Source organism: Saccharopolyspora sp. NPDC045839, assembly GCF_056431645.1.
On record NZ_JBWKKH010000028.1, the window covers coordinates 102645 to 126140 of the forward strand.

23 protein-coding genes are annotated in these 23496 nt (G+C 69.9%); 9 read left to right on the forward strand and 14 right to left on the reverse strand.

The features are described from left to right. Positions 1-135: 135 nt before the first annotated feature. Positions 136-1725: a malate synthase A gene (gene aceB, locus AC07EQ_RS31545; RefSeq protein WP_478391480.1), complete on the forward strand. Its 1590-nt coding sequence runs from the start codon at positions 136-138 to the stop codon at positions 1723-1725. Between the two features lie 138 nt (positions 1726-1863). Continuing rightward, on the forward strand, positions 1864-3117 hold the full coding sequence (locus tag AC07EQ_RS31550; RefSeq protein ID WP_452619383.1) for a DUF6986 family protein: 1254 nt from the start codon (positions 1864-1866) through the stop codon (positions 3115-3117). Positions 3118-3160: 43 nt separating this feature from the next. On the opposite strand, the gene AC07EQ_RS31555 is transcribed toward AC07EQ_RS31550, so the two are convergent. Next, complete coding sequence (locus AC07EQ_RS31555) at positions 3161-3340, reverse strand: hypothetical protein (protein ID WP_478391481.1); 180 nt, start codon at positions 3338-3340, stop codon at positions 3161-3163. Between the two features lie 287 nt (positions 3341-3627). On the opposite strand from AC07EQ_RS31555, the gene AC07EQ_RS31560 reads away from it, so the two are divergent. After that, positions 3628-4731: an alcohol dehydrogenase catalytic domain-containing protein gene (locus tag AC07EQ_RS31560; RefSeq protein WP_478391482.1), complete on the forward strand. Its 1104-nt coding sequence runs from the start codon at positions 3628-3630 to the stop codon at positions 4729-4731. 132 nt (positions 4732-4863) lie between these two features. On the opposite strand, the gene AC07EQ_RS31565 is transcribed toward AC07EQ_RS31560, so the two are convergent. Then, positions 4864-5259: a nuclear transport factor 2 family protein gene (locus tag AC07EQ_RS31565; protein WP_478391483.1), complete on the reverse strand. Its 396-nt coding sequence runs from the start codon at positions 5257-5259 to the stop codon at positions 4864-4866. Between the two features lie 150 nt (positions 5260-5409). On the opposite strand from AC07EQ_RS31565, the gene AC07EQ_RS31570 reads away from it, so the two are divergent. Beyond that, entirely contained in the window at positions 5410-5736 is a 327-nt protein-coding gene (locus AC07EQ_RS31570; protein WP_478391484.1) for a hypothetical protein, read from the forward strand. Between the two features lie 5 nt (positions 5737-5741). Here AC07EQ_RS31570 and AC07EQ_RS31575 read toward each other — a convergent pair whose 3' ends face one another. Next, entirely contained in the window at positions 5742-6344 is a 603-nt protein-coding gene (locus tag AC07EQ_RS31575; RefSeq protein ID WP_478391485.1) for a TetR family transcriptional regulator, read from the reverse strand. 74 nt (positions 6345-6418) lie between these two features. Between AC07EQ_RS31575 and AC07EQ_RS31580 the strand changes: the two genes are divergently transcribed. Further along, positions 6419-7312 (forward strand): SDR family NAD(P)-dependent oxidoreductase, encoded by an 894-nt coding sequence (locus AC07EQ_RS31580; RefSeq protein ID WP_478391486.1) that lies wholly within the window; start codon positions 6419-6421, stop codon positions 7310-7312. A gap of 1 nt (position 7313) precedes the next feature. Here the strand turns inward: AC07EQ_RS31580 and AC07EQ_RS31585 are convergent, their stop codons facing one another. The 8 genes from AC07EQ_RS31585 to AC07EQ_RS31620 form a co-directional block, all read right to left on the reverse strand. Then, positions 7314-8225, reverse strand: coding sequence for a serine/threonine-protein kinase (locus AC07EQ_RS31585; protein ID WP_132491674.1), 912 nt, complete (start codon positions 8223-8225; stop codon positions 7314-7316). Between the two features lie 405 nt (positions 8226-8630). Beyond that, positions 8631-9692 (reverse strand): S8 family serine peptidase, encoded by a 1062-nt coding sequence (locus tag AC07EQ_RS31590; protein WP_478391487.1) that lies wholly within the window; start codon positions 9690-9692, stop codon positions 8631-8633. Positions 9693-10304: 612 nt separating this feature from the next. Further along, positions 10305-11810, reverse strand: a complete 1506-nt coding sequence (locus tag AC07EQ_RS31595) for a nucleobase:cation symporter-2 family protein (RefSeq protein WP_478391488.1) — start codon at positions 11808-11810, stop codon at positions 10305-10307. 280 nt (positions 11811-12090) lie between these two features. Further along, complete coding sequence (gene pucL, locus AC07EQ_RS31600) at positions 12091-12981, reverse strand: factor-independent urate hydroxylase (protein WP_478391489.1); 891 nt, start codon at positions 12979-12981, stop codon at positions 12091-12093. A gap of 7 nt (positions 12982-12988) precedes the next feature. Beyond that, positions 12989-13324, reverse strand: a complete 336-nt coding sequence (gene uraH / locus AC07EQ_RS31605) for a hydroxyisourate hydrolase (protein ID WP_478391490.1) — start codon at positions 13322-13324, stop codon at positions 12989-12991. Further along, complete coding sequence (gene uraD / locus AC07EQ_RS31610) at positions 13321-13830, reverse strand: 2-oxo-4-hydroxy-4-carboxy-5-ureidoimidazoline decarboxylase (protein ID WP_478391491.1); 510 nt, start codon at positions 13828-13830, stop codon at positions 13321-13323. Before uraD ends, uraH begins: the two co-directional genes overlap by 4 nt. A gap of 359 nt (positions 13831-14189) precedes the next feature. After that, the gene (locus AC07EQ_RS31615) at positions 14190-14588 is read right to left on the reverse strand and encodes a helix-turn-helix domain-containing protein (RefSeq protein ID WP_478391492.1); all 399 of its coding nucleotides are present in this window, start codon (positions 14586-14588) and stop codon (positions 14190-14192) included. Continuing rightward, entirely contained in the window at positions 14566-14823 is a 258-nt protein-coding gene (locus AC07EQ_RS31620) for a thiamine-binding protein (protein ID WP_132491684.1), read from the reverse strand. Before AC07EQ_RS31620 ends, AC07EQ_RS31615 begins: the two co-directional genes overlap by 23 nt. Before the next feature lie 208 nt (positions 14824-15031). Between AC07EQ_RS31620 and AC07EQ_RS31625 the strand changes: the two genes are divergently transcribed. The 4 genes from AC07EQ_RS31625 to AC07EQ_RS31640 all read left to right on the forward strand — a co-directional run bounded on the left by AC07EQ_RS31625 (position 15032) and on the right by AC07EQ_RS31640 (position 20148). Further along, complete coding sequence (locus AC07EQ_RS31625; RefSeq protein WP_478391493.1) at positions 15032-15829, forward strand: hydroxypyruvate isomerase family protein; 798 nt, start codon at positions 15032-15034, stop codon at positions 15827-15829. A 14-nt stretch (positions 15830-15843) separates the two neighbouring features. Beyond that, complete coding sequence (locus AC07EQ_RS31630; protein WP_478391500.1) at positions 15844-16785, forward strand: 2-hydroxy-3-oxopropionate reductase; 942 nt, start codon at positions 15844-15846, stop codon at positions 16783-16785. Between the two features lie 266 nt (positions 16786-17051). After that, positions 17052-18755 carry a glyoxylate carboligase gene (gene gcl, locus AC07EQ_RS31635; protein WP_478391494.1) on the forward strand — a complete coding sequence of 568 codons (1704 nt, stop codon included), beginning with the start codon at positions 17052-17054 and terminating at the stop codon, positions 18753-18755. A 265-nt stretch (positions 18756-19020) separates the two neighbouring features. Then, positions 19021-20148, forward strand: a complete 1128-nt coding sequence (locus AC07EQ_RS31640; protein WP_358575032.1) for a glycerate kinase — start codon at positions 19021-19023, stop codon at positions 20146-20148. A gap of 186 nt (positions 20149-20334) precedes the next feature. Here AC07EQ_RS31640 and AC07EQ_RS31645 read toward each other — a convergent pair whose 3' ends face one another. The 3 genes from AC07EQ_RS31645 to AC07EQ_RS31655 form a co-directional block, all read right to left on the reverse strand. Further along, positions 20335-20991, reverse strand: coding sequence for a GntR family transcriptional regulator (locus tag AC07EQ_RS31645; protein WP_478391495.1), 657 nt, complete (start codon positions 20989-20991; stop codon positions 20335-20337). 275 nt (positions 20992-21266) lie between these two features. Continuing rightward, the gene (locus AC07EQ_RS31650; protein ID WP_478391496.1) at positions 21267-22175 is read right to left on the reverse strand and encodes a polysaccharide deacetylase family protein; all 909 of its coding nucleotides are present in this window, start codon (positions 22173-22175) and stop codon (positions 21267-21269) included. Positions 22176-22255: 80 nt separating this feature from the next. Then, a complete protein-coding gene (locus tag AC07EQ_RS31655; RefSeq protein ID WP_478391497.1) occupies positions 22256-23395 on the reverse strand; it encodes an aspartate racemase/maleate isomerase family protein in 1140 nt (379 codons plus the stop codon). Positions 23396-23496: the final 101 nt, after the last annotated feature.

A 23496-nucleotide genomic window follows, 5' to 3' on the forward strand; every position in this document is an offset into this window, starting at 1 on the left:
CAGAAAACATAACGGGCGTACCGCTAGCGGAACGGCCGCCGCGCACCTCGTCGGGTGCGCGACAGTCCGCCACGCGGCAAGGTGAGCCAACAAGCCACCGTCTTGAACCCGGCAGCAGAAAGAGGTGGACTTCCCATGTCCGAAATCCCAGCAGGAGTGCAGGTGCTCGGCGGTGCCGTCGAGCGCGAGGACGAGATCCTCACCAAGGAAGCGCTTGAGTTCCTCGCCGGTCTGCAGCGCGCCTTCGGCGCCCGCCGCGACGAGTTGCTCGCCCGCCGCAAGGAGCGCCGCGCCGAGGCCGCCGCCAAGGGGCGGCTGGACTTCCTGGAGGAGACCCGGCACATCCGCGAAGGCGACTGGCAGGTGGCCGCGCCGCCGGCCGACATCGCCGACCGGCGCGTCGAGATCACCGGCCCGACCGACCGCAAGATGGCCATCAACGCGCTGAACTCCGGCGCGCGCATCTGGCTCGCCGACCTCGAGGACGCCAACACCCCGCACTGGCGCAACGTGGTCTCCGGCCAGGTCAACCTCTACGACCTGGTGCGCAAGCAGATCGAGCTGACCACGCCCGAGGGCAAGCAGTACAAGCTGCGCGACGACGTCAAGCACGCCGTTCCGCTGGTGCGCCCCCGCGGCTGGCACTTCGACGAGAAGCACATCCTGGTCGACGGCAAGCCGGTGGTCGCCGCGTTCGTCGACTTCGGCCTGCACTTCTTCCACAACGCCAAGGAACTGATCAGCCGCGGCAGCGGACCGTACTTCTACCTGCCGAAGATGGAGAGCCACCTCGAGGCTCGGCTGTGGAACGACGTGTTCACCCACGCCCAGCAGGAGCTCGGCGTCCCGCACGGCACGGTGCGCGCCACGGTGCTGATCGAGACCTACCCGGCCGCGTTCGAGATGGAGGAGATCCTCTACGAGCTGCGCGACCACTCCGCCGGCCTCAACGCGGGCCGCTGGGACTACCTGTTCAGCGTGATCAAGACCTTCCGCGACTCGGACAAGTACATCCTCCCGGACCGCAACTCGGTGACCATGACCGCGCCGTTCATGCGCGCCTACACCGAGCTGCTGGTGCGCACCTGCCACAAGCGCGGCGCGTTCGCGATCGGCGGCATGGCCGCGTTCATCCCGACCAAGGACGAGTCCAACGCGGCCGCGATGGACAAGGTGCACGCCGACAAGAAGCGCGAGGCCGGCGACGGCTTCGACGGCTCCTGGGTCGCCCACCCAGGCCTGGTGCCGATCTGCTTCGAGGAGTTCGACGCGGTGCTGGGCGACAAGCCCAACCAGATCGACCGCACCCGCGACGAGGTCTCGGTGACCGCCGACCAGCTGCTGTCGGTGGCCGACACCCCCGGTGAGAAGACCATCGAGGGCCTGCGCGCCGCAGTCGACGTCGGCGTCCGCTACATCGTGTCGTGGCTGGGCGGCAACGGCGCGGCGGCGATCCACAACCTGATGGAGGACGCCGCGACCGCCGAGATCTCGCGTTCGCAGATCTGGCAGTGGCTGCACAACAGCGTGGTGCTGGCCGGTGGCGAGCAGGTCACCGCGGACCTGGTCCGCGAGGTGCTGGCCGACGCCGAGAAGCAGCTGCGGTCCGAAGACGGCTTCCCGGTCGACAACCTGGGCCGGGCCGTCGAGCTGTTCGAGCAGGTGGCGGTGGCCGACGAGTTCGTCGACTTCCTGACGCTGCCCGCCTACGAAGAGATCGACTGAGTACGGAAAGGCCGCGGTGAGCCTGGGGTCGTGAGTGGTTTTGGTTGCTGCAGCAGCCAAAACCACTCACGACCCCCTCGCCGTAGCCGAACTGGGCAGCCGGGGACGCCTCCCGGCTGCCGGACGAAGGGAGCGCAAGTGGCCAGAACCTCGCTGGAATCCACCGAGATCGCGAAGCGGCTCGCCCGCCTGTCCGAAGTGGACGAGCACATCGCCCGCACGTACCCGGGCGCGAGCGCGGCCCGGCAGCCGGTGCACACCTGCTACGTGCCGGCGAGCAAGGTCGACGCCGACACGGTGCGGCAGTGGGGACGGGAGGCGCTGGCCGCGCTCGACCGGGACGCCGCCCGGCCCGAGGACCTCGTCGAGATCCTCGGCCTGGACGAGCAGATCGCCCGGGCCGTGCACCCGCGGGTGCGGGCGAAGCTGCAGAACTCGCCGGTCGAGGACCTGCGCATCGACTTCGAGGACGGCTACGGGCGGCCCGGTGACGACGTCGAGGACGCCGACGCCGAGCGGACCGCCGGGGTGGTCGCCGGGTGGCTGCGCGACGGCGTGGAGCCGGCGAACTTCGGCCTGCGGGTGAAGTCCTTCGACACCCCGGAGCTGCGCGCCCGCTCGGTGCGCACGCTGGACGTCTTCCTCACCGCGTTGCTGCAGCAGTGGGGCAGCCTGCCCGCCGGATTCGTGCTCACCTTCCCGAAGGTCGTCGACGTCGCGCAGGTCGAGGTCTTCGTCGAGCTGCTGGAGCTCTTCGAGCAGCAGCTGGGCATGCCGGAGAAGTCGCTGCGCTTCGAGATCCAGGTGGAGACCACGCAGTCCATCGTGGACTCGCACGGTCGCTTCGCACTGCCGCTGTTCCTGCGGGCGGGCGCCGGCCGCGTCACCGGGCTGCACTTCGGCACCTACGACTACACGGCGAGCTGCGGGCTGACCGCCGCGCACCAGCACCTCGCGCACCGCGCCTGCGACTTCGCGCGGCACGCGATGCAGGTGTCCGCCGCGGGCACCGGGGTGTTCCTGTCCGACGGCTCGACGAACGTGCTGCCGGTCGGCGACCAGGTGCACCACGGCTGGCGCACCCACTACGAGCTCACCCGCCGGTCCCTGGAGCACGGCTTCTACCAGGGCTGGGACCTGCACCCGGCGCAGCTGGTGACCCGCTACGCGGCGGTGTTCGCGGCGTTCCGCGACTCGGCTCCGGCGGAAGCGGCGCGGCTGTCGGCGTACGTGTCGGCCAGCGGCAGCGCGGTGCTGGACGAACCGGCGACGGCGCGAGCGCTGGCGGCGTCCTTCGTGCGGGCGCTGGACAACGGCGCCACCGACGCGGACGAGGTCAAGGAGATGACGGGCCTGGCGGAACCGGAGATCCGCAAGCTCGGCCGCCTCTAGGCCGGTAGGCCGCCGGTCCCCGGCACCGGCGGCCCTCATCGCGTCAGCCGCCGTAGGTCGCGGCGTACTGCCGCGTGTCCCCGCCTCCGTCGAGGCTGGCCTCGGTACCGACCACGAGCAGTCGGCCGTCGTCCCGGACGACACCGTCGGCCAGGGTCACGTGCCTGCCCTGCGGCGGGACCGGACCTGGCACCTTCTGCCAGGTCGTTCCGTCGTACCGCATGATCTACGAGCTGCCCGGTCCGTAGCCGATCGCCCAGAGCTCGCTCTTGCCCTGGACCACGTCCGCAGGAGGACCGCATTCGGTTCACGGACGGCGTCCTCCGGCGTGTCGGGGTCCGACACGCCGATCGTTGTGGAGAACTCCCGCAATTTCAATGGAAATCGGGCCTTCGATTTCCATTGAAATTGCGGAAGCAGGATGCGGGCGGCGCCGGGGGGGAGGGGTTGAAAGTCGGTGTTCGGTGTGAGCGGATGGGCATGGTTCCGGCGGCTTGGAGGAGCGTGGTGATGGAGATCAGGGGTGCGGTGCTGCAGGAATGCGGTCGGCCTGGGTCGTGGGAGCGGTCGCGGCCGCTCGCCGTCACCGAACTCGACCTCGACGCGCCCGGGCCGGGCGAGCTGCTCGTGCAGCTGGAGGCCGCCGGGGTCTGCCACTCCGATCTGTCCGTTGTGGACGGAAACCGGGTGCGCCCGGTGCCGATGCTGCTCGGGCACGAGGCCTGCGGCCGGGTCACCGAGGTCGGCGCCGGTGTCACCGATCTCGCCGTCGGACAGCGTGTCGTCCTGTACTTCGTGCCGCGGTGCGAGGAATGCGACGCGTGCCGAGCGGGTGGGCGGGCGCTGTGCTCGCCAGGCTGGGCCGCCAACGGTGCCGGCACGCTGCTCTCCGGCGCTCGCCGTCTGAAGTGGGACGGCCGGGAGGTGCACCATCACTGCGGCGTTTCCGGGTTCGCCACGCACGCCGTGGTCGACCGCCACTCCGTCGTGCCGGTCGCCGACGACGTGCCGCCGGAGATCGGCGCGCTGCTCGGCTGCGCGGTGCTCACCGGCGGTGGCGCGGTGAAGAACGCCGCCCGCATCGAGCCCGGCGAAGACGTCACGGTGGTGGGCGTCGGCGGTGTCGGCATGGCGGCGGTGCTGGTGGCGCTGGCCTGCGGCGCGGGCAGCGTGACCGTCGTGGATCCGTTGGCGGGCAAGCGTTCTCGCGGCCTCGAACTCGGCGCGACGAAGGCGTTGACGCCGGAGGAGGCCGTCGAATCCGGGCACAAGACCTCGGTGGTCGTCGAGGCGAGCGGCAACGCGAAGGCGTTCGAGACGGCGGTTTCGGTGACCGCGCCCGCCGGGCGGACGGTCTCGGTCGGCCTGGCCTCGCCGGAGGCGCGCAGCAGCATCTCGCCGTTGGCGCTGGTGAGCGAGACCCGCACGATCATCGGCTCGTTCCTCGGTTCCGGCCTGCCCGCGCAGGACATCCCGGAGTACGCGGACCTGTGGCGGGCCGGGAAGCTGCCGGTCGACCAGCTGGTGTCGGGCACCATCGACCTGGACGACATCAACCACGCGATGGACGAGCTCGCCGCCGGGCGGGCCATGCGCCAGGTCATCCGCTTCTGATCCGTTTCGGCTCGCCAGGTCCGTGCGTCTTTTGTGTCGCTATAGCAGCACGAAGTACGCACGGGCTTTGCCGGGCCGTTCGCGCCGAACTCCCGCGCAGGGCCCGCTGCGAGCAATACCGAGAGTAGGCCGTTATGCGGCGGCTTCGGCGACGGTGAGGCTGTCCTCGTAGATGTGGTAGCGGGTGATCAGGCCGTCCTCGCCGGTCAGGTGCAGGGCGAACGGGGCGGTGAAGGCCCGGCCGTTGGCCCTGATGACCTGCGATACCTCGCCGAGCACTACCGCGTGCGGCCCGTCGACGAGGATGTGGCCGAGGCGCACCGCGGTCTCCTCGGGAACGAACCCGGCCAGCATCGTGCGGAAGAACTCGGCGACATCGGCGCGGGTCGTGCAGTGCCGGATCCACGGCACGGCGGGTGATCCCACGATCTTCCAGTCGACGGTCTCGGCGAACAGCGCGGCGATGGCGTCGGGGTCGCCGCCGGCCAGGGTCTGCAGGAAGTCGTCGACGGTTTTCCTGAAGGTCATCGCGTTTCTCCTCGGGTCGGAACTGCCATGAGTCTCGCGGCGATCCCGCATCGCGTCGATTACCCCGCGGGTAATGGGAGAACTGCACGGCACGGCGCCGCGGCACCGGCTAGCGTCGGTCCGGTCCGACAGCGTCGCGAGGAGCAGGTCATGGAAGAGCAGTCCGCCCGGGGGGACATCCTGGAGACGTTGGCCGAGCGGCTGGGCAAGCGCCAGGTCTTCGGAGAACCCGTGCGGCAGGGCGACACCACCCTGCTGCCGGTCGCCCACGTCCGCACCGGCGGCGGTCGCCACGGTCGTGACGACGGCGTCGGCATCGGCGTGGATGCCCGCCCGGTCGGCGCGTTCTCGGTCTCCGCCGACGGCAAGGTCGCCTGGCACCCGGCCGTCAACGTCAACAAGATCGTCTGGGGCGGCCAGCTGGCGCTCGCCGCTGTCGTCGTCTCCTTCGCGATCGCCTTCCGCCGCAAGCGCTGACCCGCTCAGGCCTTCGAGGCTCCGGCGGCGAAAGCCGGTGCCAGCTGCTCGAAGGCCCGGTCGATCGACTTCATCCGGTCCTCGTCGCCGCGCAGCCACTCCCGGGACGCGGTGTCGAGGGCCGCTGTCGCCGCGTTGGTCAGCAGATCCGCGGTGAACGCGTCGAGTCCGGAGCGTTCGCGCAGGACATCGGCGACGTCCTGGCGCCACTGCTCCCGCTTCTGGTGCAGCCGGGCGCGCAGCGACTGCGTCGTTTCGATCAGCCGGAGGCTGGTCGCGTCGCGCTGCGAGGAATGGATCTTCTCCGCCCAGCGGCGCAGCACGTGGTGCAGGCATGCCCACGGCGGCTGGTCGGCGGGCCGGGCGCGCAGGTCTTCGACGACCTGCTCGCCGAGCGCGTCGATCCCGCCGAAGACGGCGTCCTCCTTCGACGGGAAGTACCGGAAGAAGCTGCGCTTCGTCAGCCCAGCGGCCCGGGCTATCTCGTCCACGGTCGTCTCGTCGAAGCCGTGCTCGACGAACATCTCCAGGGCCAGCTCGGCGAGCTCCGTGCGGACCGCACGCCGCGCCCGCGCCCGCAGCCCATCGGTGCCACTCGCACTGTTCACGCACCCTAGTCTACTTTATGTCACCAGGTGTCAAAATAGACATCTGGTGACATGGGAGGCGAGAAGTGGCGACGATGAGCGGCAAGACGGTGCTCGTGACCGGTAGCACCGGTGGGATCGGCAAGGAGACGGCGCGCGGCCTCGCGCGGCTGGGAGCCGACGTGATCCTGGTCGGGCGCAACGCGGATCGAGCCGAAGCGGCGGCCGCGGAACTCCGGCGCGACACCGGCAATCCCGGCGTCGAGACGCTGATAGCCGATGTGACCAGGCAGGACGACCTGCGTCGCCTGGCGGAGCAGGTGCGCGCTCGCGACGGCGGCCTGCACGTGCTGATCAACAATGCCGGGGTTGCCAAGGAAGGCCGGGAGCTGACCGCGGACGGCGTCGAGGTGGCGTTCGCGGCCAACGTCCTGGCCCCGTTCGTGCTCACCCATTTCCTGCTGCCCGAGCTTCGGCGCGCCGGTCGCGGGCGGGTCGTCAACATCGCCGGTGGGGTGCCGCGCGGCCGGATCGACCTGGACAACCTGCAAGGCGAGAAGTCCTACGTGGGGCTCGCGTTCTACAACCAGACCAAGCTCGCGCTGATGGCGATGAGCCGCGCCTTCGCCGAGCGGCTGCGGGAGCCCGGGATCACGATCAACGTCGCGTATCCCGGACACGCCTACACATCCATGAACAAGAACCTGACGACAAGCGCGTATCCGTTGGTGGCGCGGCCGTTGGTGCCGTTGCTGAGGCTCCTGATGCCGGTCCTCTACGGCGGTGCGGCGGTCGGGAAAGCGGCCGCTTCCAGCATTCGCCTGGCGTCCGATCCGGACCTCGCCGAAGTGCACGGCGTCTACTTCAGCAGCAAGGCCGAACGCGCCCCGTGGCCGGCGAGCGTCCGCGACCGGCGCAACCGGGACGCGATCTGGGCGCTGTGCCGGGAGCTCAGTCGGTCCACCTTGCCGCGCGAGGAGATCCGGTAGCTCAGGTGTCGATGGTCTCCGGGTTCATGCCGGACCAGGCGATCAGGCGGTCCGCGACCTCTCCCACCGTCGGACGGGACTTCGGGTCCGGGTCGAGGCAGGCGTCGACGGTTCGGGACAGCGCCGCGGGCAGGCGCCGGTGGGTGCGCAGCGGCGCGGCCGTGTTGTGCCGCTGCGGGTAGTAGCGGGTGCCGTCGTCGTTGCGCCCGCTGGAGGACACCTCGGCCCACGGTGTGGTGCCGGAAAGGGCCTCGTACAACGTGATGCCGAGGCCCCAGGTGTCCGCCGCCGGCGTCATCTCGCCGCCGGCGGCCTGCTCCGGGGAGAGGTAGTCGAACGTCCCGGCCGAGCTGTGCTCGCCGATCCGGCAGGCGAGGCTGAGGTCGAGCAGCACCGCCCGGCCGCCGACCTCGACCACGTTCGACGGCTTCACGTCGATGTGCACCCAGCCGCGGCGGTGCAGGTAGCCGAGCACCGAGCACAGCTGGATGCCCAGCACCGCGGTGTCGACCGGCCGCAGCCGCCCGAGCTCCTCGATCAGGAAGCCCAGCGTGTGCCCCGGCAGCGTCTCGGTGATCACCACCGGCCGCGCCGGCTCGTCGGCCTGCGCGATCTCGTAGCCGCGCACCAGGTGCGGATGCGTGAACTGGGTCAGCAGCACGCCTTCGTTGCGCAGCCAGCCGATCGCGCGCTCGTCCGCCGCGCGCTCCGGCCGGACGGTCTTGGCGATGCAGCGGCAGGACCGCTCCTCGCTCCACACGTCGTAGACGTCCAGCCGGCTGCCGCGGCGCAGGTGCCCGACCACCCGGTAGCCGGGGGCGAGCACATCACCCGGCGCGAGCGGCGGTCCCGGCGGTCCCCAGTCCTGGTCGGGTTCGCCGTAGTAGTAGGAGCTCAACGAATCGATCAGCACCGAACCGAGCCGATTGCGCGGCGTCAGCTGTGGCTGCGACGGCGGTAATGGCCGTGGCTGCTGCTGCTCGAGTGGCGGCGACGGCGGTGGCCGCTGCTGCTGTCGTATCGGCGGCGGTGCCCACCGCTGCTCGAATGCCTGCGGCGGTGCCCGCCGCTGCTGGAGTGCCCGTGCGAATGGTGCTTCGCCGGCGACACCATCTTGAACAGCTTCGAAAGGTCCATCGGCCCAGCTCCCGGATCGATCGGTGGCCGCGCGGTCGCGCGGTCCTTTGATCATTGTTCCTGGATTCGGGGGCGCGGTCGAGGAGTTTTGCACCTTTCGCGAATTCGGCCCAATGGCGGACTCGTCGGCGGCGATGGCCGGTGGTATGACCATCACCGCCGACGAGCGGTCATTGCCTGGTCACAGCGGTTGCTGGACGGCCGCGGCGGCATCGACGACGCCGTAGCCGTAAACCGGGTTGAAGACACCGCGCAGCCCCACCAGCGGCGTGCGGGCGGTGGTCATCAGCGCCTTCTCGATGCCGTCGGCGTTGCGGCCCTGCGCGCCGAGCAGCGCCGCGACACCCGCGACCTGCGGGGCCGCCATGGAGGTTCCGGCGAAGGAGTCGTAGTCGGCCTGCCCGCACTTCGCCGAACCGGCACCGCGCGGCACCGTCGACCAGACGTCGTCGTCGCAGCCCTGCTTGGACGCGCCGCCCGGCGCCGACACGGCCCTGGTGTCCAGCTTGAGGGCGAGGTTGGAATACGTGGAGTGGAGCTCGTTGGCGTCCGTCGCGGCGACGCACAGCGCGCCGGACTCCCAGGCCGGGGTGTCGCACAGCGGAGCGGTTTCGTTGCCCGCCGAGGCGACCACGACCACGCCCTTCTCGCGGGCGTAGGCGATGGCGTCCTTCGTCTCGTTGGCCAGCCCGAGCAGCGTCAGGACCTGCGTGCCGGGCTGCGCGCCGAGGCTGAGGTTCACGACGTTCGCGCCGTGGTCGGCGGCGTAGCGAACGCCCGCGCCGATGTCGGCGAACGTGCCGGAGCCGTTCTCCAGCGCCTTGATCGGCATGATCCGCGCGTCCGGCGCGACGCCGGCGATCCCGATGCCGTTCCCGGCGACCGCCGCGGCGATGCCCGCGACGTGGGTGCCGTGCACGTCGGTCGGCTGACCCACGCCGTCCACGCCCAGCCAGTCGCCGTTGCCGCACGGTGCCGGCCGGTCGCCGCAGCCGGCGAAGGTCGCGCCCGTCACCAGCTTCGGCGCCAGGTCGGGGTGGCCGAGGTCGACGCCGGTGTCCACCACGGCGATGACCTGGCCCGCGCCGGTGCTGGTGGCCCACGCCTCGGGGGCCCGGAGCTGGGCGAGTCCCCACTGCTTCTCGCCGAGCGGGTCCACCGCGGACTGCCCGCTCGCGGCCGCCTGGGTCGCGAGGACCGATAAACCGACCAATCCGGCGGTGATCAGGGCCCGCATCCGCATCGAGATCTCCCAACTTCGGCAGGAATTTCGCCGGATCAACGAGCCCCGCCGGGGGCCGGTGCGCGGCGCGGGGCAGAAGCGGCCGTTCGCCGCGCCAAGTTCGGACGCTCGGCCCAACGCCGACGCCGGAAATGCGTTCCCCGCCCCGGATTTCCGGTTCCGCCCGGAGAGCTGTGTCGCCCGGCTGCAGGCCGCACCGAGGTCCGGAGGTCCGCAATTTCCATTGAAATCGAACCTTCGATTTCAATGAGCCTTTTTCATCCTCGTCGGCCCGCAGCCGCGGGTCGCAAAGCTGCACGCCGGATGGGGTGTCGCATGCGCCGCAGGCGCATAGCCCACCTCCGCAACTGGCACCGCCGCGGGTTCTCAGAGGTTCCCTGGCGAGGACGGCCCTGACGCCGTGTATTGGACATACATAAGTCAGGGCATCCACAGTCCAGGGAGCCTCTGAGGTTCCGCTACCCGCACCGCCACGCAAAACGAGGTTGGAAAACCTCAATTGGAAATTGCGGACTGCATGGGGATGCTTGCGAAGGGGGAGCTTTGCAAGAGCGGAGGGCGTCCTTCGCCGGTGCAACCGGTGAAGGACGCCCTCCGCTCTTGGGTGGGGTGTTACCTGGTGGATTCGGTTTCCTGCGCGGACGTTCGCGGCTCCGGGACGGAGTTCGGCTGACCGGCGTCGGCCTCGTCGCGGTGGTACTCCCCGGGGGCCGTGCCGACCACCGCGACCGTGTCACCGCCCACCGTCGGCTCCGCCTCCGCGGGCTGCTTCCGCCAGGCGTTGAACAGCAGGTTCAGCAGCAGGGCCGCGATGCAGCCGGTGCTGATGCCGGAGTCGAGCACAGTGCGCAGCGCGGCCGGGAAGTGCTCGTAGAAGTGCGGCGCGACGACCGGGACCATGCCGATGCCCAGCGACCCCGCCACGATCAGCGAGTTGAACGGGTCGCCCAGGTCGGACTTGCCGAGCGTCCGGATGCCGCTGGTGGTCACCGAACCGAACAGCACCAGCGCGGCGCCGCCCAGCACCGGCTGCGGGACCAGCGAGACGACCGCGCCGACCACCGGGAACAGGCCCAGCAGCACCAGCACACCACCGGCGGTGGCGACCACGTACCGGCTGCGGACCCGGGTCAGCGCCACCAGGCCGATGTTCTGCGCGAAGGCGCTGCAGGTGAAGCCGCCGAAGACGGCGCTGATCGCGCTGCCCGCGCCGTCGGCGCGCAGGCCGGCCGCGATGGTCTTCTCGTCCGCGGGCCGGTCCACGATCTCGCCGAGCGCGATCATGTCCGCGGTGGTCTCCATCATCGCCACCAGCATCACGATGCAGATCGAGATGGTCGCGGTGATGTTGAAGGCCGGAGTGCCCAGCGCGAACGGGGTCGGGAAGTTGAACAGCGGCGCCGACTCGAAGGTCTCGGTGTCGATCAGCCCGACCGGCCAGGCGATCAGGGTGCCGGCCACCAGTCCGAGCAGCAGCGCGATCCGGTTCCAGAAGCCCTTGAGGAACCGGTTGAACAGCAGCACCAGCGCGAACGTCACCGCGCCGAGCGCGATCTTCTCCGGTGCCGCGTAGTCGGGCGCCTCGGCGTTGTTGCCCGCGATCCACTTGATGCCCACCGGCATCAGGGACAGCCCGATGAGCGTGATCACGGTGCCGTTGACCACCGGCGGGAAGAACCGCACCAGCCGGGAGAAGTAGGGGGCGATCACGAAGGCCAGCACGCCGGCGATCAGCACCGAGCCGTAGATCACCGACAGCGGATTTCCCTGGCCCTGCTGCGCGACGATGGCCAGCATCGGCGCGACGGAGCCGAAGGTGACGCCGTTGACGAACGGCAGCCGGGCACCGATCTTCCACACGCCCAGCGACTGCAACATGGTGGCCAGACCCGCGGTGAACAGGCTCGCGCCGATCAGCAGGGTCATCTCCAGCGGCGCCAGGCCCATGGCCTCGCCGATGATCAGCGGCGGCGCCACCACGCCGGCGTACATCGCGGCGATGTGCTGGATGCCGAACGCCAGCAGACGCGCCGGCGGCATTACCTCGTCCACCGGGTGGACATCGGTGGGTTTTCCGTTTCTGGTGCCGCGGTTGCGACGGGTCTTGAAGAGGGCCATAGGGGACTCCTGGGCCGCAGGGGCTGGTCAGATCAAGTCACTATCAGCGCCGGGTTTGTTCGCTGTTTCTCTTCATTGCCGGTAGATCAACCTTCGATCCACAATGGACCGATGGTTTCTCGGGCGACTGCCGGGCGCCCGAAGCTCGGGTAGCAGAAGGGGCCACCAGGGAATCTCCGGTGGCCCCAACTGCAGGATCAACGGTGATCCTCGATTGCCGGTCCTCCTCGCGCGTGGGGAAGGGCCGGCGGTCGAAAACTGCGAGAACTGCGGTGAACGATCAGAACTGCGGCAGGCTGTACCAGGCCTGCGGTGCTTCCTCGACGTCGTCGCGGGTGACGACGCCTTCGATCAGGCCGTACGGCCGGTCCGCGGCGAAGAACACCTCGTTGTTGTTCTCCAGCCCGCAGTACTCGAGGTCGACCAGGAAGTGGTGCTTGTTCGGCAGCGACAGCCGGACCTCGGCCACCTCCGGGTGCTTCTCCATCGCGGCCTTGCCCATCTCGTACAGGCTCTGCTGCAGCGCCAGGCTGTGCGTGGTGGCGAAGGCCTCCAGCATCGTCGCCCGGATCGACTCGAAGCTCTTGCCCCAGTCCACGTCGGTGTGGAGGTAGCGCCAGCGGGCGGTCACCGCGGTGGCCAGGATCCGGTCGTTGGTCTCGGCCAGCGTCGTGTACTTGTCCTTGGGGTAGCCCCAGAACTCCGAGCCGGTGGACTTGAGGACGATCAGGTCCTTCAGCCCGGACACCACGTGCGCCTGGTCGCCGTCGATGGTGACCGCCGTGGTGCGCTTCTCGTCGGTGGAGCGGGCGAAGGAGTGGTCGTGGCCGGTGCCGCCGACCGGGATCCGCTCCCAGCTGTACTCGTCGATGAGGATGCGCGCGCCGGTGATGCCGTCGGCCGTGCCGACGAAGTGCCGGCCGAGCCGCAGCGCGAAGTCCTCGATCTCGCCGATCGGTGCTTCCTTGGCGAAGGCGTAGACCGTGTTCTTCTGCGTGTCGGTCGGCAGGCAGTTGCTGTTGTCGCCGGTGAGGTGCACGTCATCGAGGTCGCCGCGAAGCGAGGAGCTGACGTTGAGGTCCTTGATGGTGTGCCGCGCGTTGTCCCGGTTCACCGAGACGATGCGGACCTCGGCCTTGCCGTACTGGTTGGGGCCCATGACGATGCCCATGCGGTGATCAGCTCCCTCGGTAGGTGGAATAGGCGAACGGGCTCAGCAGCAGCGGGACGTGGTAGTGCTGCGCGGGGTCGGCGATCCGGAAGGTGATCTGCACTTGCGGGTAGAAGGTCGCGACGCCCTGGCGGTCGAAGTACTCGCCGGTCTCGAAGGTGAGCCGGTAGTCCCCGGCGTCCAGCCGGTCCGGGCCCAGGTCCTTGATCCGGCCGTCGTCGTCGGTGCGGCCGGCGGCGATCGAATTCCAGTCGGGGCCCTTGGCGGCCTCCAGCCGGATCGCGACCCCGGCGGCGGGGGCGCCCCGTGCGGCGTCGAGCACGTGGGTGGTGACGGCACTCATCCTTCGATCACCTTTGCCAATCTCAGACGTGCGATCTTGCGGAGTTCGTCGGCGACGATCCGCAGCTCTGCTCCGGGCTCGTTGTCCAGCCGCGAGTGCAGGATCTCCAGCAGCTCCGCGCCGCTGCGACCGGCGGCGCAGACCAGGTACACGTGCCCGAACCGCTGTTCGTAGGCCTCGTTGCCCTCGCGCAGCGCGCGGGCCAGCTCGGCGTCACCGCCGTCGACCCCGGACTGCTCGTTGCGGGAGAACTTGGCCGAGGTGTCCTCGCCGGTGGCGCGCTCGCCGATTCGGGGGTGTGCGGCGAGCGCGCCGTCGATCTCCTCGGGGGCCAGCTCCGGCGCGGCGGCGTCGGCGGCCTGGTAGACGGCGTCCACGTCGGTGAACGGGCGCCGGTCGGCGATGTCGGCGGCCCAGCGGGGGATGTCCAGGCAGGCGAGGAGCTGCTGGACGAGTTCCGCTCGGGGTAGGCCGTTCAGCCGGTCCGTTTCGGTGGTTGTTGACATCGCAAACTCTCACAGGATGTGCGGCCCCGAAGAGGCTTTCGGGATTGGCGGAGGCGGCGGACGAGAGTCCGAGCATGCCTGGGCTGTGCTGCGGTTGCCGGTCACGAGCTCCGGTGCGGCAAAAGCTACGACCGCGCTCCGCCAAGTGTCAACACTTTGTTGAAAAATCCTGGTCGAGCGTTGTGCGGTTGGCACAAATCCGGGCGAACCGCCCGGCGCGTGGAGGCGTGCGCCGACGCCTCGGTGGGGGTGTGGTTCGGGAGCCGCTGTGGCCCGTGCGCACTTCGTGTCGCTCTGGCAGCAAGAAGTGTGCACGGGTGTGACCAGCGGGAACGGGGCGCTTCGAGGTGCTGCCCGGGTCAGCTCCGGTTGGCCTGCTCGCGGTTGAGGTAGTTGTAGACCGTGAAGCGGCTGACGCCGAGCGCCTTGGCCACCGTCTCGACGGACTTGCGCAGGGTGAACGCGCCGCGCTCCTCCAGCAGCCGGACGGCGCGCTGCTTGTCCGGGCGCGGCAGGTCCGGCAGGCGGCCGCCGAGCTCGCCCTCGACGTCCCGGATCATCCGGTCGAGGGCGCTGGTCAGCTCCTGGCCGGGCAGTCGGACCGCGACCACCGGCGCGCCCTCCCAGTACAGGACGATGTCGCCGGGTTCGCGCTCGTCTGCGGGCACGGCGGTGCCGCCGATGTGCTCCAGCAGCGGAGCGATCGCGTTGGCGAGCGGATGCACGCCGACCAGCCTAAACCCGGTCGTCGTCGGCATCGCCGACGGTCACCTGCAGGGTGATCCGGTTCGCACCGGTGCTCAGCACGGTTTCCATCACGGCGGCGAGCGCGGGCAGCAGCTGCTCGCGCTCGCCGCTGATCGAGGTGCCCAGCGGGCCGAATTCGGGCTCCAGCCCGGCGGCGAGCAGGCAGTCTCGGGCGGCCACGGCGTGGGCCGGCGGCTCGCCCTCCCCTTCGAAGGGCTCGGTCGTGAACTCAGCTCGCAAGATCATTGGTGTGACCTCCCGGTTGAACCGTATCCGCCCAGGTGGGGCCGCCGCGCAGGACTGGCTCTCCGCGGCTTCTGCGCTGGTGGGGCGGCCGTGGGTGACCGGCGGGTAACCCGGGGTGGGGCGTTGACCGCCGACTCCCTTGTCGCTAATCTATCGTTGTACGAAATAAGACTTCCGCATAACGAAACTTCTCCCGAGGGGGGTGCCGATGAATCCGAACCGCTACGACGTCAACCTCTCGATCCTGTTCACCGAACTGGACGTGCTGGACCGTCCCGCCGCGGCGAAGGCCGCCGGATTCGACAAGGTGGAGTTCTGGTGGCCGTTCCCGGTCGCGGTGCCCACCGACCGCGAGGTGGACCGGTTCGTCCAGGCGATCTCCGACGCCGGGGTTTCGCTGGTGGGCCTGAACTTCTTCGCCGGTGACATGCCCGCGGGAGATCGCGGCGTGCTGTCGAACCCGGACCGCGCCGGCGAATTCGCCGACAACGTCGACGTCGCGGTCGGCATCGGCGAGCGGCTGGGCTGCCGGGCCTTCAACGCCCTGTACGGCAACCGGATCGACGGGGTCGAGGCGGCGGCGCAGGACGACGTGGCCGTCGAGAGCCTGGTGCGCGCGGCGAAGGGCACCGAGCGCATCGGCGGCGTGGTGCTGATCGAGCCGGTCAGCGGCACGCCCGCGTACCCGCTGAAGACCGCCGCCGACGCGCTCGCGGTGATCGACCGCGTGCACGCCCAAGGCGTCGACAACCTGCGGCTGCTGTTCGACCTCTACCACCTGACGGTCAACGGCGACGACCCGAACGCGGTGATCGACCAGCACGCGAACGCCATCGGGCACGTGCAGATCGCCGACGCGCCGGGCCGCAACGAGCCGGGCACCGGCGAGATCGACTTCGAGCACTACTTCGACAAGCTCGACGCGGCGGGCTACACCGGCCACATCGGACTGGAGTACAAGCCGAGCGGCGCCAGCGCCGACAGCTTCGGCTGGATCAAGCGCTGAGCGCTCGTGAGCGGATTCCCCGCTTCTCACCGGAACATTCGCTCACGACCGGCGACAACCACGGAGGTACCACAACCATGAGCAAGATCGGGTTCATCGGGCTGGGCATCATGGGCGGCCCGATGGCGGCCAACCTGGTCAAGGCCGGCCACGAGGTCACCGGCTACAACCTCAGCCAGGACAAGATCGACCAACTGGTCGCCGACGGCGGCAAGGGCGCGAGCAACATCGCCGAGGCGGTCCGCGACGCCGACATCGTCATCACCATGGTGCCCGACTCGCCGGACGTCGAGGGTGCCGTCTACGGCGAGGATGGTGTGCTGGCCAACGTCAAGCCGGGCACGCTGCTCATCGACTGCAGCACGATCCGCCCCGACGTCTCGCGGAAGGTCGCCGAAGCCGCCGCCGAGAAGGGCGTGCAGGCGGTCGACGCGCCGGTCAGCGGCGGCGAGCCCAAGGCGATCGACGGCACGCTGTCCATCATGGTCGGTGGCGAGGCGGACGCCTTCGCGACGGCTCGTCCGGTGCTCGAAGCCGTCGGCACCACCGTCGTCCACGTTGGGCCCGCCGGGGCCGGGCAGACCGTCAAGGCGGCCAACCAGCTCATCGTCGCGGGCAACATCGCGTTCCTCGCCGAGGCCCTGGTGTTCCTGGAGGCGCACGGCGTCGACACCGAGGCGGGTCTCAAGGTGCTGGGCGGTGGGCTCGCCGGGAGCACTGTGCTCCAAGCCAAGGGCGAGAAGATGCGCAACCGCGAGTTCGCCCCGGGCTTCCGGCTCGAACTGCACCACAAGGACATGGGCATCATCCAGGCTGCTACCCGCGAAGCAGGCCTGACGCTTCCGCTCGGTTCGCTCGTGAGCCAGCTCGTAGCCGCGACCGTCGCGCAGGGCGACGGCAAGCTCGACCACTCCGGGCTGTTCAAGCAGATCACGCAGCTCAACGGTCGCGACTGAGACCGCGGTGTCGCGCGGGGAGTTCCTCGTCTCCTGCGGCCACGGCCCCGCGCGGCACCGCCACCCCACTCCTCAGGTCCGCAATTTCAATGGAAATTAGAGGTTCGATTTCCATTGAAATTGCGGAAGAACTCGCCCGGCCGGGCGATCTCGAAGCAAGACGGTCACGGGTCAGCGGTTCCAGCGCCGCCAAGCAACCAAAACCACTGACCCGTTCCCAACAAGGTGCGCGTCGAAGCGCGGCACCCGAGAGGAAGTCTTACACCATGCCCAAAGTTCCTGTCATGCAGGCCGTCGTCGACGTGCTGAAGTCCGAGGGCGTCGACATCACCTTCGGTTGCCCCGGTGCGGCGATCCTCCCGCTGTACGCGGCGATGGAGGACAGCGGCATCAAGCACCTGATCGTCCGCCACGAAGAGGGCGCGACCCACATGGCCGACGGCTGGGCGCGCACCAACGGCAACGTCGGGGTCGCGATCGGCACCTCCGGCCCGGCGGGCACCAACATGATCACCGGTCTCTACACCGCGCAGGCGGACTCGATCCCGATCCTGTGCATCACCGGCCAGGCGGTGTCCACCAAGCTGCACCAGGAGGCGTTCCAGGCGGTCGACATCGTCGACATCGCCAAGCCCGTGACGAAGTGGGCGGTGCAGGTCAAGGAGGCCGCGCAGGCGCCGTGGATCTTCCGCGAGGCGTTCCGCGTCGCGCGCTCCGGCCGCCCCGGCCCGGTGCTGATCGACCTGCCGCTGGACGTGCAGAAGCAGGAGATCGAGTGGGACCCGACGCTGGACGCCCCGCTGCCGATCCCGGCCGTCGAGCCGCACCTGCCGCGGGTCGAGCGCGCGCTGGACCTGCTGCTGGAGGCCGACCGGCCGCTGATCCTCGCCGGTGGCGGTGTCATCCTCGGTGACGCCCACGAGCAGGTCCGCGAACTGGCCGAGCTGCTCGGCGTCCCGGTGCAGATCACGCTGATGGGCAAGGGCTCCTTCCCGGAGGACCACGAGCTGTTCGCCGGCATGACCGGTATCCAGACCAGCCAGCGCTACGGCAACCAGTCGTTCCTGGAGGCCGACCTGGTGCTGGCGCTGGGCGCCCGCTTCGGCGACCGGCACACCGGTGCCCTGGACACCTACCGCGGTGAGCGCAAGTTCATCCACGTCGACATCGAGCCCACCCAGATCGGCAAGGTCTTCGGGCCGGACCTGGGCATCGTCTCGGACACCCGGCTGTTCCTGGACGCGCTGATCGAGGCCGCGCGCAAGCGCAACGCCAAGAAGGACTACTCCGAGTGGGTCTCCCGGGTCGGCGTGCTCAAGCAGACCCTGACCAGGCCGGACGACTACGACACCGTGCCGATCAAGGCGCCGCGCGTGTACCGGGAGATCAACCAGATCTTCCCGCCGGAGGCGTACTTCGTCACCGCGATCGGCCTGTACCAGATCTGGGGCGGGCAGTTCCAGACCGCGCACCTGCCGCGGCACTACCAGGTGTGCGGCCAGGCCGGCCCGCTCGGCTGGGAGATCCCGGCGGCGATCGGCGTGAAGTCCGCCGAGCCGGACGCCGAGGTCGTCGCGGTGGTCGGTGACTACGGCTTCCAGTTCCTGGTCGAGGAGCTGGCGGTGGCCGCCCAGTACAACGTCCCGTTCGTGATCATCATGCTGAACAACGAGTACCTGGGCCTGATCCGCCAGGCCGAGGGCGACGCGTTCGGCATGAAGACCGAGGTGGACATCCACTACGACGAGTACGGCACCGACAACGTCAAGATCATGGAGGCCTACGGCTGCTCGGGCCGCCGGGTGTTCGCGCCCGGTGACCTGGTCGAGACCATCGAGTGGGCGCGCAAGGAGGCTGTCGCCACCAGCCGCCCGGTCCTGGTCGAGGTGATGATCGAGCGGGAGGCCAACACGGCCCGGGGCATCCGCATCGACGCCATGATCGAGCCGGAGCCGGTGCCCAACGCGTAATGGTCCTCGGGGTGCGGAGGCCGGCCGACGCGTACGGGAACCGCGTCGGTTGGTCCTGTCACACACTCCCGCACCCCAGGCGGGGCTTCAGGGCAGCCCTGCGCGAGGTGCGCTCGCCGGCGACGCGCGGTGGCGTGGTCGGCGAGCGTGCCCCGCATTTCCCACGGACGGGGTCCTCGGGTGGAATATCCGTAAGACCCCTTGGTGTCCTCCGCCGGGTTCGTGCCGGGCGTCCCGGCGGAGGATGCCGCCCTAGCGATCGGAGTTGGTTGTGCCAGGACCCGTCCTCATCGCGCCGGACAAGTTCAAGGGCTCGCTGACGGCGCCGCAAGTCGCCGAGGCGGTGGCCGCCGGGCTGCGCCGGGCCCGACCCGACGCGCAGGTGCGCTTGGCGCCGGTGGCCGACGGCGGGGACGGCACCGTGCAGGCCGCGCTGGCCAGCGGATACGCGCCGATTCCGGTGCGGGTCGCGGGCCCGGTCGGCGAGCCGGTGGACACCGAGATCGCGATCAGCGGCGACACCGCCGTGGTCGAGCTGGCCTCGGCCTCCGGGCTGGCGCTGCTCGACCCGGAAGAGCTCGCCCCGCTGGCGGCCTCCAGCGAAGGCACCGGCGAGGCGATCCTGATGGCTTTGGACGCGGGAGCGCGGACCGTGGTGCTCGGCGTCGGTGGCAGTGCGAGCACCGACGGCGGCGCCGGAATGCTCACCGTCCTGGGGGCGCGGGTCTTGGATGCTGCGGATAACCCGTTGCCCCCAGGCGGTGGACCACTGGGTCGAGTGGCCACAGTGGACCTGTCAGGCCTGGATCCCCGGCTGGCCGAAACCGAATTCATCCTCGCGTCCGATGTGGACAACCCGCTGCTCGGCGAGCGCGGTGCGGCGCACGTGTACGGGCCGCAGAAGGGTGCGGACCCGGAGCAGGTCCGCTTCCTGGACGAGGCGCTGGGCAACTGGTCGCGTGCGGTGCTGGCCGCGGGCGGCCGCGACGTCGCCGAGCAGCCGGGTGCCGGGGCGGCCGGCGGCGTCGGCTACGGCGCGCTCGCGGTGCTGGGCGCGCGGATGCGGCCGGGCGTGGACGTGATCCTGGAGCTGATCGACTTCGACCGGCAGCTCGAGGGCGCGGGCCTGGTGATCATCGGCGAGGGCGCCATCGACGAGCAGACCCTGCACGGCAAGGGCCCGGCCGGAGTCGCCGCGCGCGCCCGCGAAGCGGGCGTGCCGGTGGTGGCGATCGCGGGGCGCTGCGACCTGACGCCGGAGCGCCTCCGCGAAGCGGGCGTCGAAGCGGCGTACGCGCTGACCGACATCGAGCCGGACCCGCAGCGCTGCATCCGCGAAGCGGCGACGCTCCTGGTCGACCTCGGCGAACGCCTCGCCCAAGAGCACCTGTAGGAGCTGCGGGGCGGCAGGACGCCCCCCAATTTTGCCTAAAACCGGAAACCCCACCCGGCACCGCGCCAGGTGGGGTTTCCAATTTTGCCTAAAATTGGACGCCGACACCCGCACCGCAGCGATGAGACCTCCCGATTTTGCCTAAAATGGGAGATTCCGATCTCTGGACCGCGGGGTCGGCGCCGGTCAGGCCTCGAAGAGGAGGCGGAGGGCCGTGTCCCTGTTGTGGTGGATGTGGCGGATCGCTTCGGCCGACGCTCGGTCCGGGTCGCCGGAGGCGATCGCCTCGTAGAGGTTCGTGTGCTCCAGGCACAGCTCTTCGGGGTCGTCGACCTGCCGGAACAGCCAGTGCAGGCGGCCCTGGAGCGGGTCCAGCATGCCCGCCAGCAGGTGGTGGTCCGCCAGCCGCACGATCTCGTCGTGGAAGTCCCCGTTCGCCTTGCCCACCGCCTGCAGGTCGCCGCCCTGCAACGCCTTGTCCGCCCGGGCGAGGTGCCGCTGCAGCGCCCGCAGGCCGCGCGCGTCGGCCTTGCTCGCCGCCAGCCGGCACGCCAGGCTCTCCAGCGCTTCGCGCACGTCGAAGAGCTCCTCGACGTCGCGGCGCTCCAGGCGTCGCACGATGACGCCACGCCGCGCGACGTCTTCGACGAACCCCTCGACCCGCAGCGTGCGCAGCGCTTCGCGCACCGGCACCCGCGAGACAGCCAGCTCCGCGGCGAGCTCGCGCTCGACGATCCGGTCGCCCGGCGCGAACCGGCCGTCGATGATGCGGTTGCGGATCTCCTCGCAGACCTGGTCGCGCAGCGGCCGGTCGCGGGAACCCAACGGGATCGGCTGGGCCACGTCCGCTCCTTTCCCCTCAGCACTCGCCCAAAGCGTAGTCAGTCGCATCCCCGGGCGTGATCCGCAGTTTCTGCGAGCGTTTTCATCCTGGTCTGCGGTGTCGGATCCGGGGCCGAATGCGCAGGGGTCGTGAGTGCCTGTGGTCGTCATAGCGACCATGACCACTCACGACCCAGCGGCACAGACATACCGCACCGAGGCCGGAAAGCGCTCATTGAAACCGCCACCCCGGGAACCAGGGGGCGCAGTTTCAATTGAAACCGCGCCCCCGCACGTCACGGGCCGGCGGGGGACGGCCGGCCGGGTTCGGCGAACGGGTAGCGGTTGCGGAAGTCGGCCGCGGCCTCTTCGAAGGTGACGAAGCGGACCCCGTCCAGGGAACGCCAGTAGTCGATGAGCCGTTCCAGCATCAGCAGCACCTGCGGCCGCCCGGAGACGTCCGGGTGCAGGGTGACCGGGAAGACGCCGTAGTCGAACTCGCGGTACACCCACTCGAACTGGTCCCGCCACAGCTGCTCGACGTCGCGCGGGCTGACGAAGCCGTGCGAGTTCGCCGCGTGCTTGTTGAACAGCATCGGCGGCAGGTCGTCGACGTACCAGTTGCCGCAGAACTCCACCAGGTCCACCTCGTGGCCGTGCTGCAGCGGCTTCATCCACGATTCGGCGGGACCGGCGAAGTCGATCTTCGTCCAGGAGTCGCCGACCCGCGCGTAGAACGGGTGGAAGTCGTTGTAGTTCTGGCTGTGGTCGTAGCTGAAGCCGTTCTCCATCAGCAGCGCGGCGGTGTGCTCGGACATCTCCCACCACGGCGCGACGTAGCCGCGCGGGCGGCGGCCGCTGGCCTTCTCCACCAGCTCGATGCACTTCAGCAGCACGTCGCGTTCCTGCTGCTCGGTCATCCGCACGGGGTTCTCGTGCGAGTAGCCGTGCGCGCCGATCTCGTGCCCGGCGTCGACCACCGCCCGCACCTGGTCCGGGAAGGTCTCGATGGAGTGACCGGGGATGAACCAGGTCGTGGGGATCTCGTAGCGCTCGAAGAGCTTCAGCATCCGGGGCGTGCCGACCTCGCCGGCGAACACGCCGCGCTGGATGTCGTTGGGCGAGTCCTCGCCGCCGTAGGAGCCGAGCCACCCGGCGACGGCGTCGACGTCCACCCCGAGGCAGATCTGGATGTCCTTGCTCATGTACCTCTCCTCCGATTTCGCTGGTCGTGGGGCCGTGAGTGCTTTGGGGCGCTATGGCACCCCAAAGCACTCACGGCTGTTCAGCCGGCCAGCAGGGCCCTGACCTCGGCTGCCGCGGTCTCGATGGCCCGGATGTCCGCCGGGCGCCAATCGCGCTCCGCGAGGCTGTGCACCGACAGCCAGCCCGCCATGGCGTCGTCGACCTCGACCGGGGCGAGCATCTGGGCCTGCACGCCGTAGGTCTCGATCAGCGCCTGCGGCGGCTGCGGGTCCGCCCGGAAGTGCGGCTGCACCAGCGTGCGGCGGTGTTCTTCCAGCCACTGCACGGTGTTCAGCTTCCGCTGGTCCAGGCCCGGGTCGTGCTGGATCGCGCGCACTCCGGGCCCGGTGTCCTCCGCCGCGGCGAGGTCGACGCCGAGCCGCTGGGACGGCAGGTCGAGCCGCATCGTCGTCCGGTCGGCGCCGGTCGCCTCCCGCAGCGAGGCGCAGATCCTCTTCAGCGCGGCACGCGTCGAGCCCGAGAGCAGCACGCTGCCGCGGTCGATCGGGACACCGGCGCCGAGCACGTCCAGCGCCTTCCACAGCGTCGCGGAAACGCTGTCCAGCACCGGGATTCCGGCCTTCGCCTCCAGTTCGGCCGCGACGAACGCGCCGCGAAGGTTCGTGCACACCAGCGACACGGCGTGCACATCGGCGGCGGCTGCTTCGATCATCGAGGCCAACCGCTGCTCGGGGACGGAGCCGAAGCTGAAGTTGTCGGTGATGTCGAGCCGCTCGTCGTGGACGACCTCGATGCCTTCCGCGGCGTAGGTTTCGGCGATCTTCGCGGTGACGTCGCCGGTGTACGGCGTGACCAGGCCGAGCCGCGTGACGCCGAAGGCGCGGAAGGAGTCCAGCAGCGCCAGGGTCGACGTGGTGGCCGGCACCCCGCACGCCTCCGAGATCGCGGCGCTGACCTGCCGGTCGTAGTCGAGCCCGAGCCACGAGCCCGCGGTCCCGTTCCACACCACCACGTCCACGGCGGCGTCCCGGAGCAGCTCGGCGGCGGCCGACATCCGCTCCAGCGAGAACTGGCTGTTCTCCTTGTCGGACAGGGAGATAGCGGTGACCGGCAACCTGCTGAAGTGGACGCTCACGTCCTCGACGCCGGACAGCAGCCGGTAGGTGACGGGTTCCAGCACGGTGTTGGACGACGGCGTCAGCATTCCGATGCGTGGCATGTCATTCCTAATCAGTTCTGGGAGTGAGCCGTCGGGCACACTCCTGGTGGTAGCCGGCCGGCAGGTGAGCACTCTGTTGTCCTGGACGTTCGAGTCCTGAT

Coding starts and splice junctions, on each gene's coding strand:
- AC07EQ_RS31595 (WP_478391488.1), bottom strand. CDS start 11,810: ATGGCCCTCTTCAAGACCCGTCGCAACCGCGGCACCAGAAACGGAAAA.
- AC07EQ_RS31625 (WP_478391493.1), top strand. CDS start 15,032: ATGAATCCGAACCGCTACGACGTCAACCTCTCGATCCTGTTCACCGAA.
- AC07EQ_RS31590 (WP_478391487.1), bottom strand. CDS start 9,692: ATGCGGATGCGGGCCCTGATCACCGCCGGATTGGTCGGTTTATCGGTC.
- AC07EQ_RS31565 (WP_478391483.1), bottom strand. CDS start 5,259: ATGACCTTCAGGAAAACCGTCGACGACTTCCTGCAGACCCTGGCCGGC.
- pucL (WP_478391489.1), bottom strand. CDS start 12,981: ATGGGCATCGTCATGGGCCCCAACCAGTACGGCAAGGCCGAGGTCCGC.
- uraD (WP_478391491.1), bottom strand. CDS start 13,830: ATGTCAACAACCACCGAAACGGACCGGCTGAACGGCCTACCCCGAGCG.
- AC07EQ_RS31655 (WP_478391497.1), bottom strand. CDS start 23,395: ATGCCACGCATCGGAATGCTGACGCCGTCGTCCAACACCGTGCTGGAA.
- AC07EQ_RS31560 (WP_478391482.1), top strand. CDS start 3,628: ATGGAGATCAGGGGTGCGGTGCTGCAGGAATGCGGTCGGCCTGGGTCG.
- uraH (WP_478391490.1), bottom strand. CDS start 13,324: ATGAGTGCCGTCACCACCCACGTGCTCGACGCCGCACGGGGCGCCCCC.
- gcl (WP_478391494.1), top strand. CDS start 17,052: ATGCCCAAAGTTCCTGTCATGCAGGCCGTCGTCGACGTGCTGAAGTCC.
- AC07EQ_RS31620 (WP_132491684.1), bottom strand. CDS start 14,823: ATGATCTTGCGAGCTGAGTTCACGACCGAGCCCTTCGAAGGGGAGGGC.
- AC07EQ_RS31570 (WP_478391484.1), top strand. CDS start 5,410: ATGGAAGAGCAGTCCGCCCGGGGGGACATCCTGGAGACGTTGGCCGAG.
- AC07EQ_RS31615 (WP_478391492.1), bottom strand. CDS start 14,588: ATGCCGACGACGACCGGGTTTAGGCTGGTCGGCGTGCATCCGCTCGCC.
- AC07EQ_RS31555 (WP_478391481.1), bottom strand. CDS start 3,340: ATGCGGTACGACGGAACGACCTGGCAGAAGGTGCCAGGTCCGGTCCCG.
- aceB (WP_478391480.1), top strand. CDS start 136: ATGTCCGAAATCCCAGCAGGAGTGCAGGTGCTCGGCGGTGCCGTCGAG.
- AC07EQ_RS31580 (WP_478391486.1), top strand. CDS start 6,419: ATGAGCGGCAAGACGGTGCTCGTGACCGGTAGCACCGGTGGGATCGGC.
- AC07EQ_RS31650 (WP_478391496.1), bottom strand. CDS start 22,175: ATGAGCAAGGACATCCAGATCTGCCTCGGGGTGGACGTCGACGCCGTC.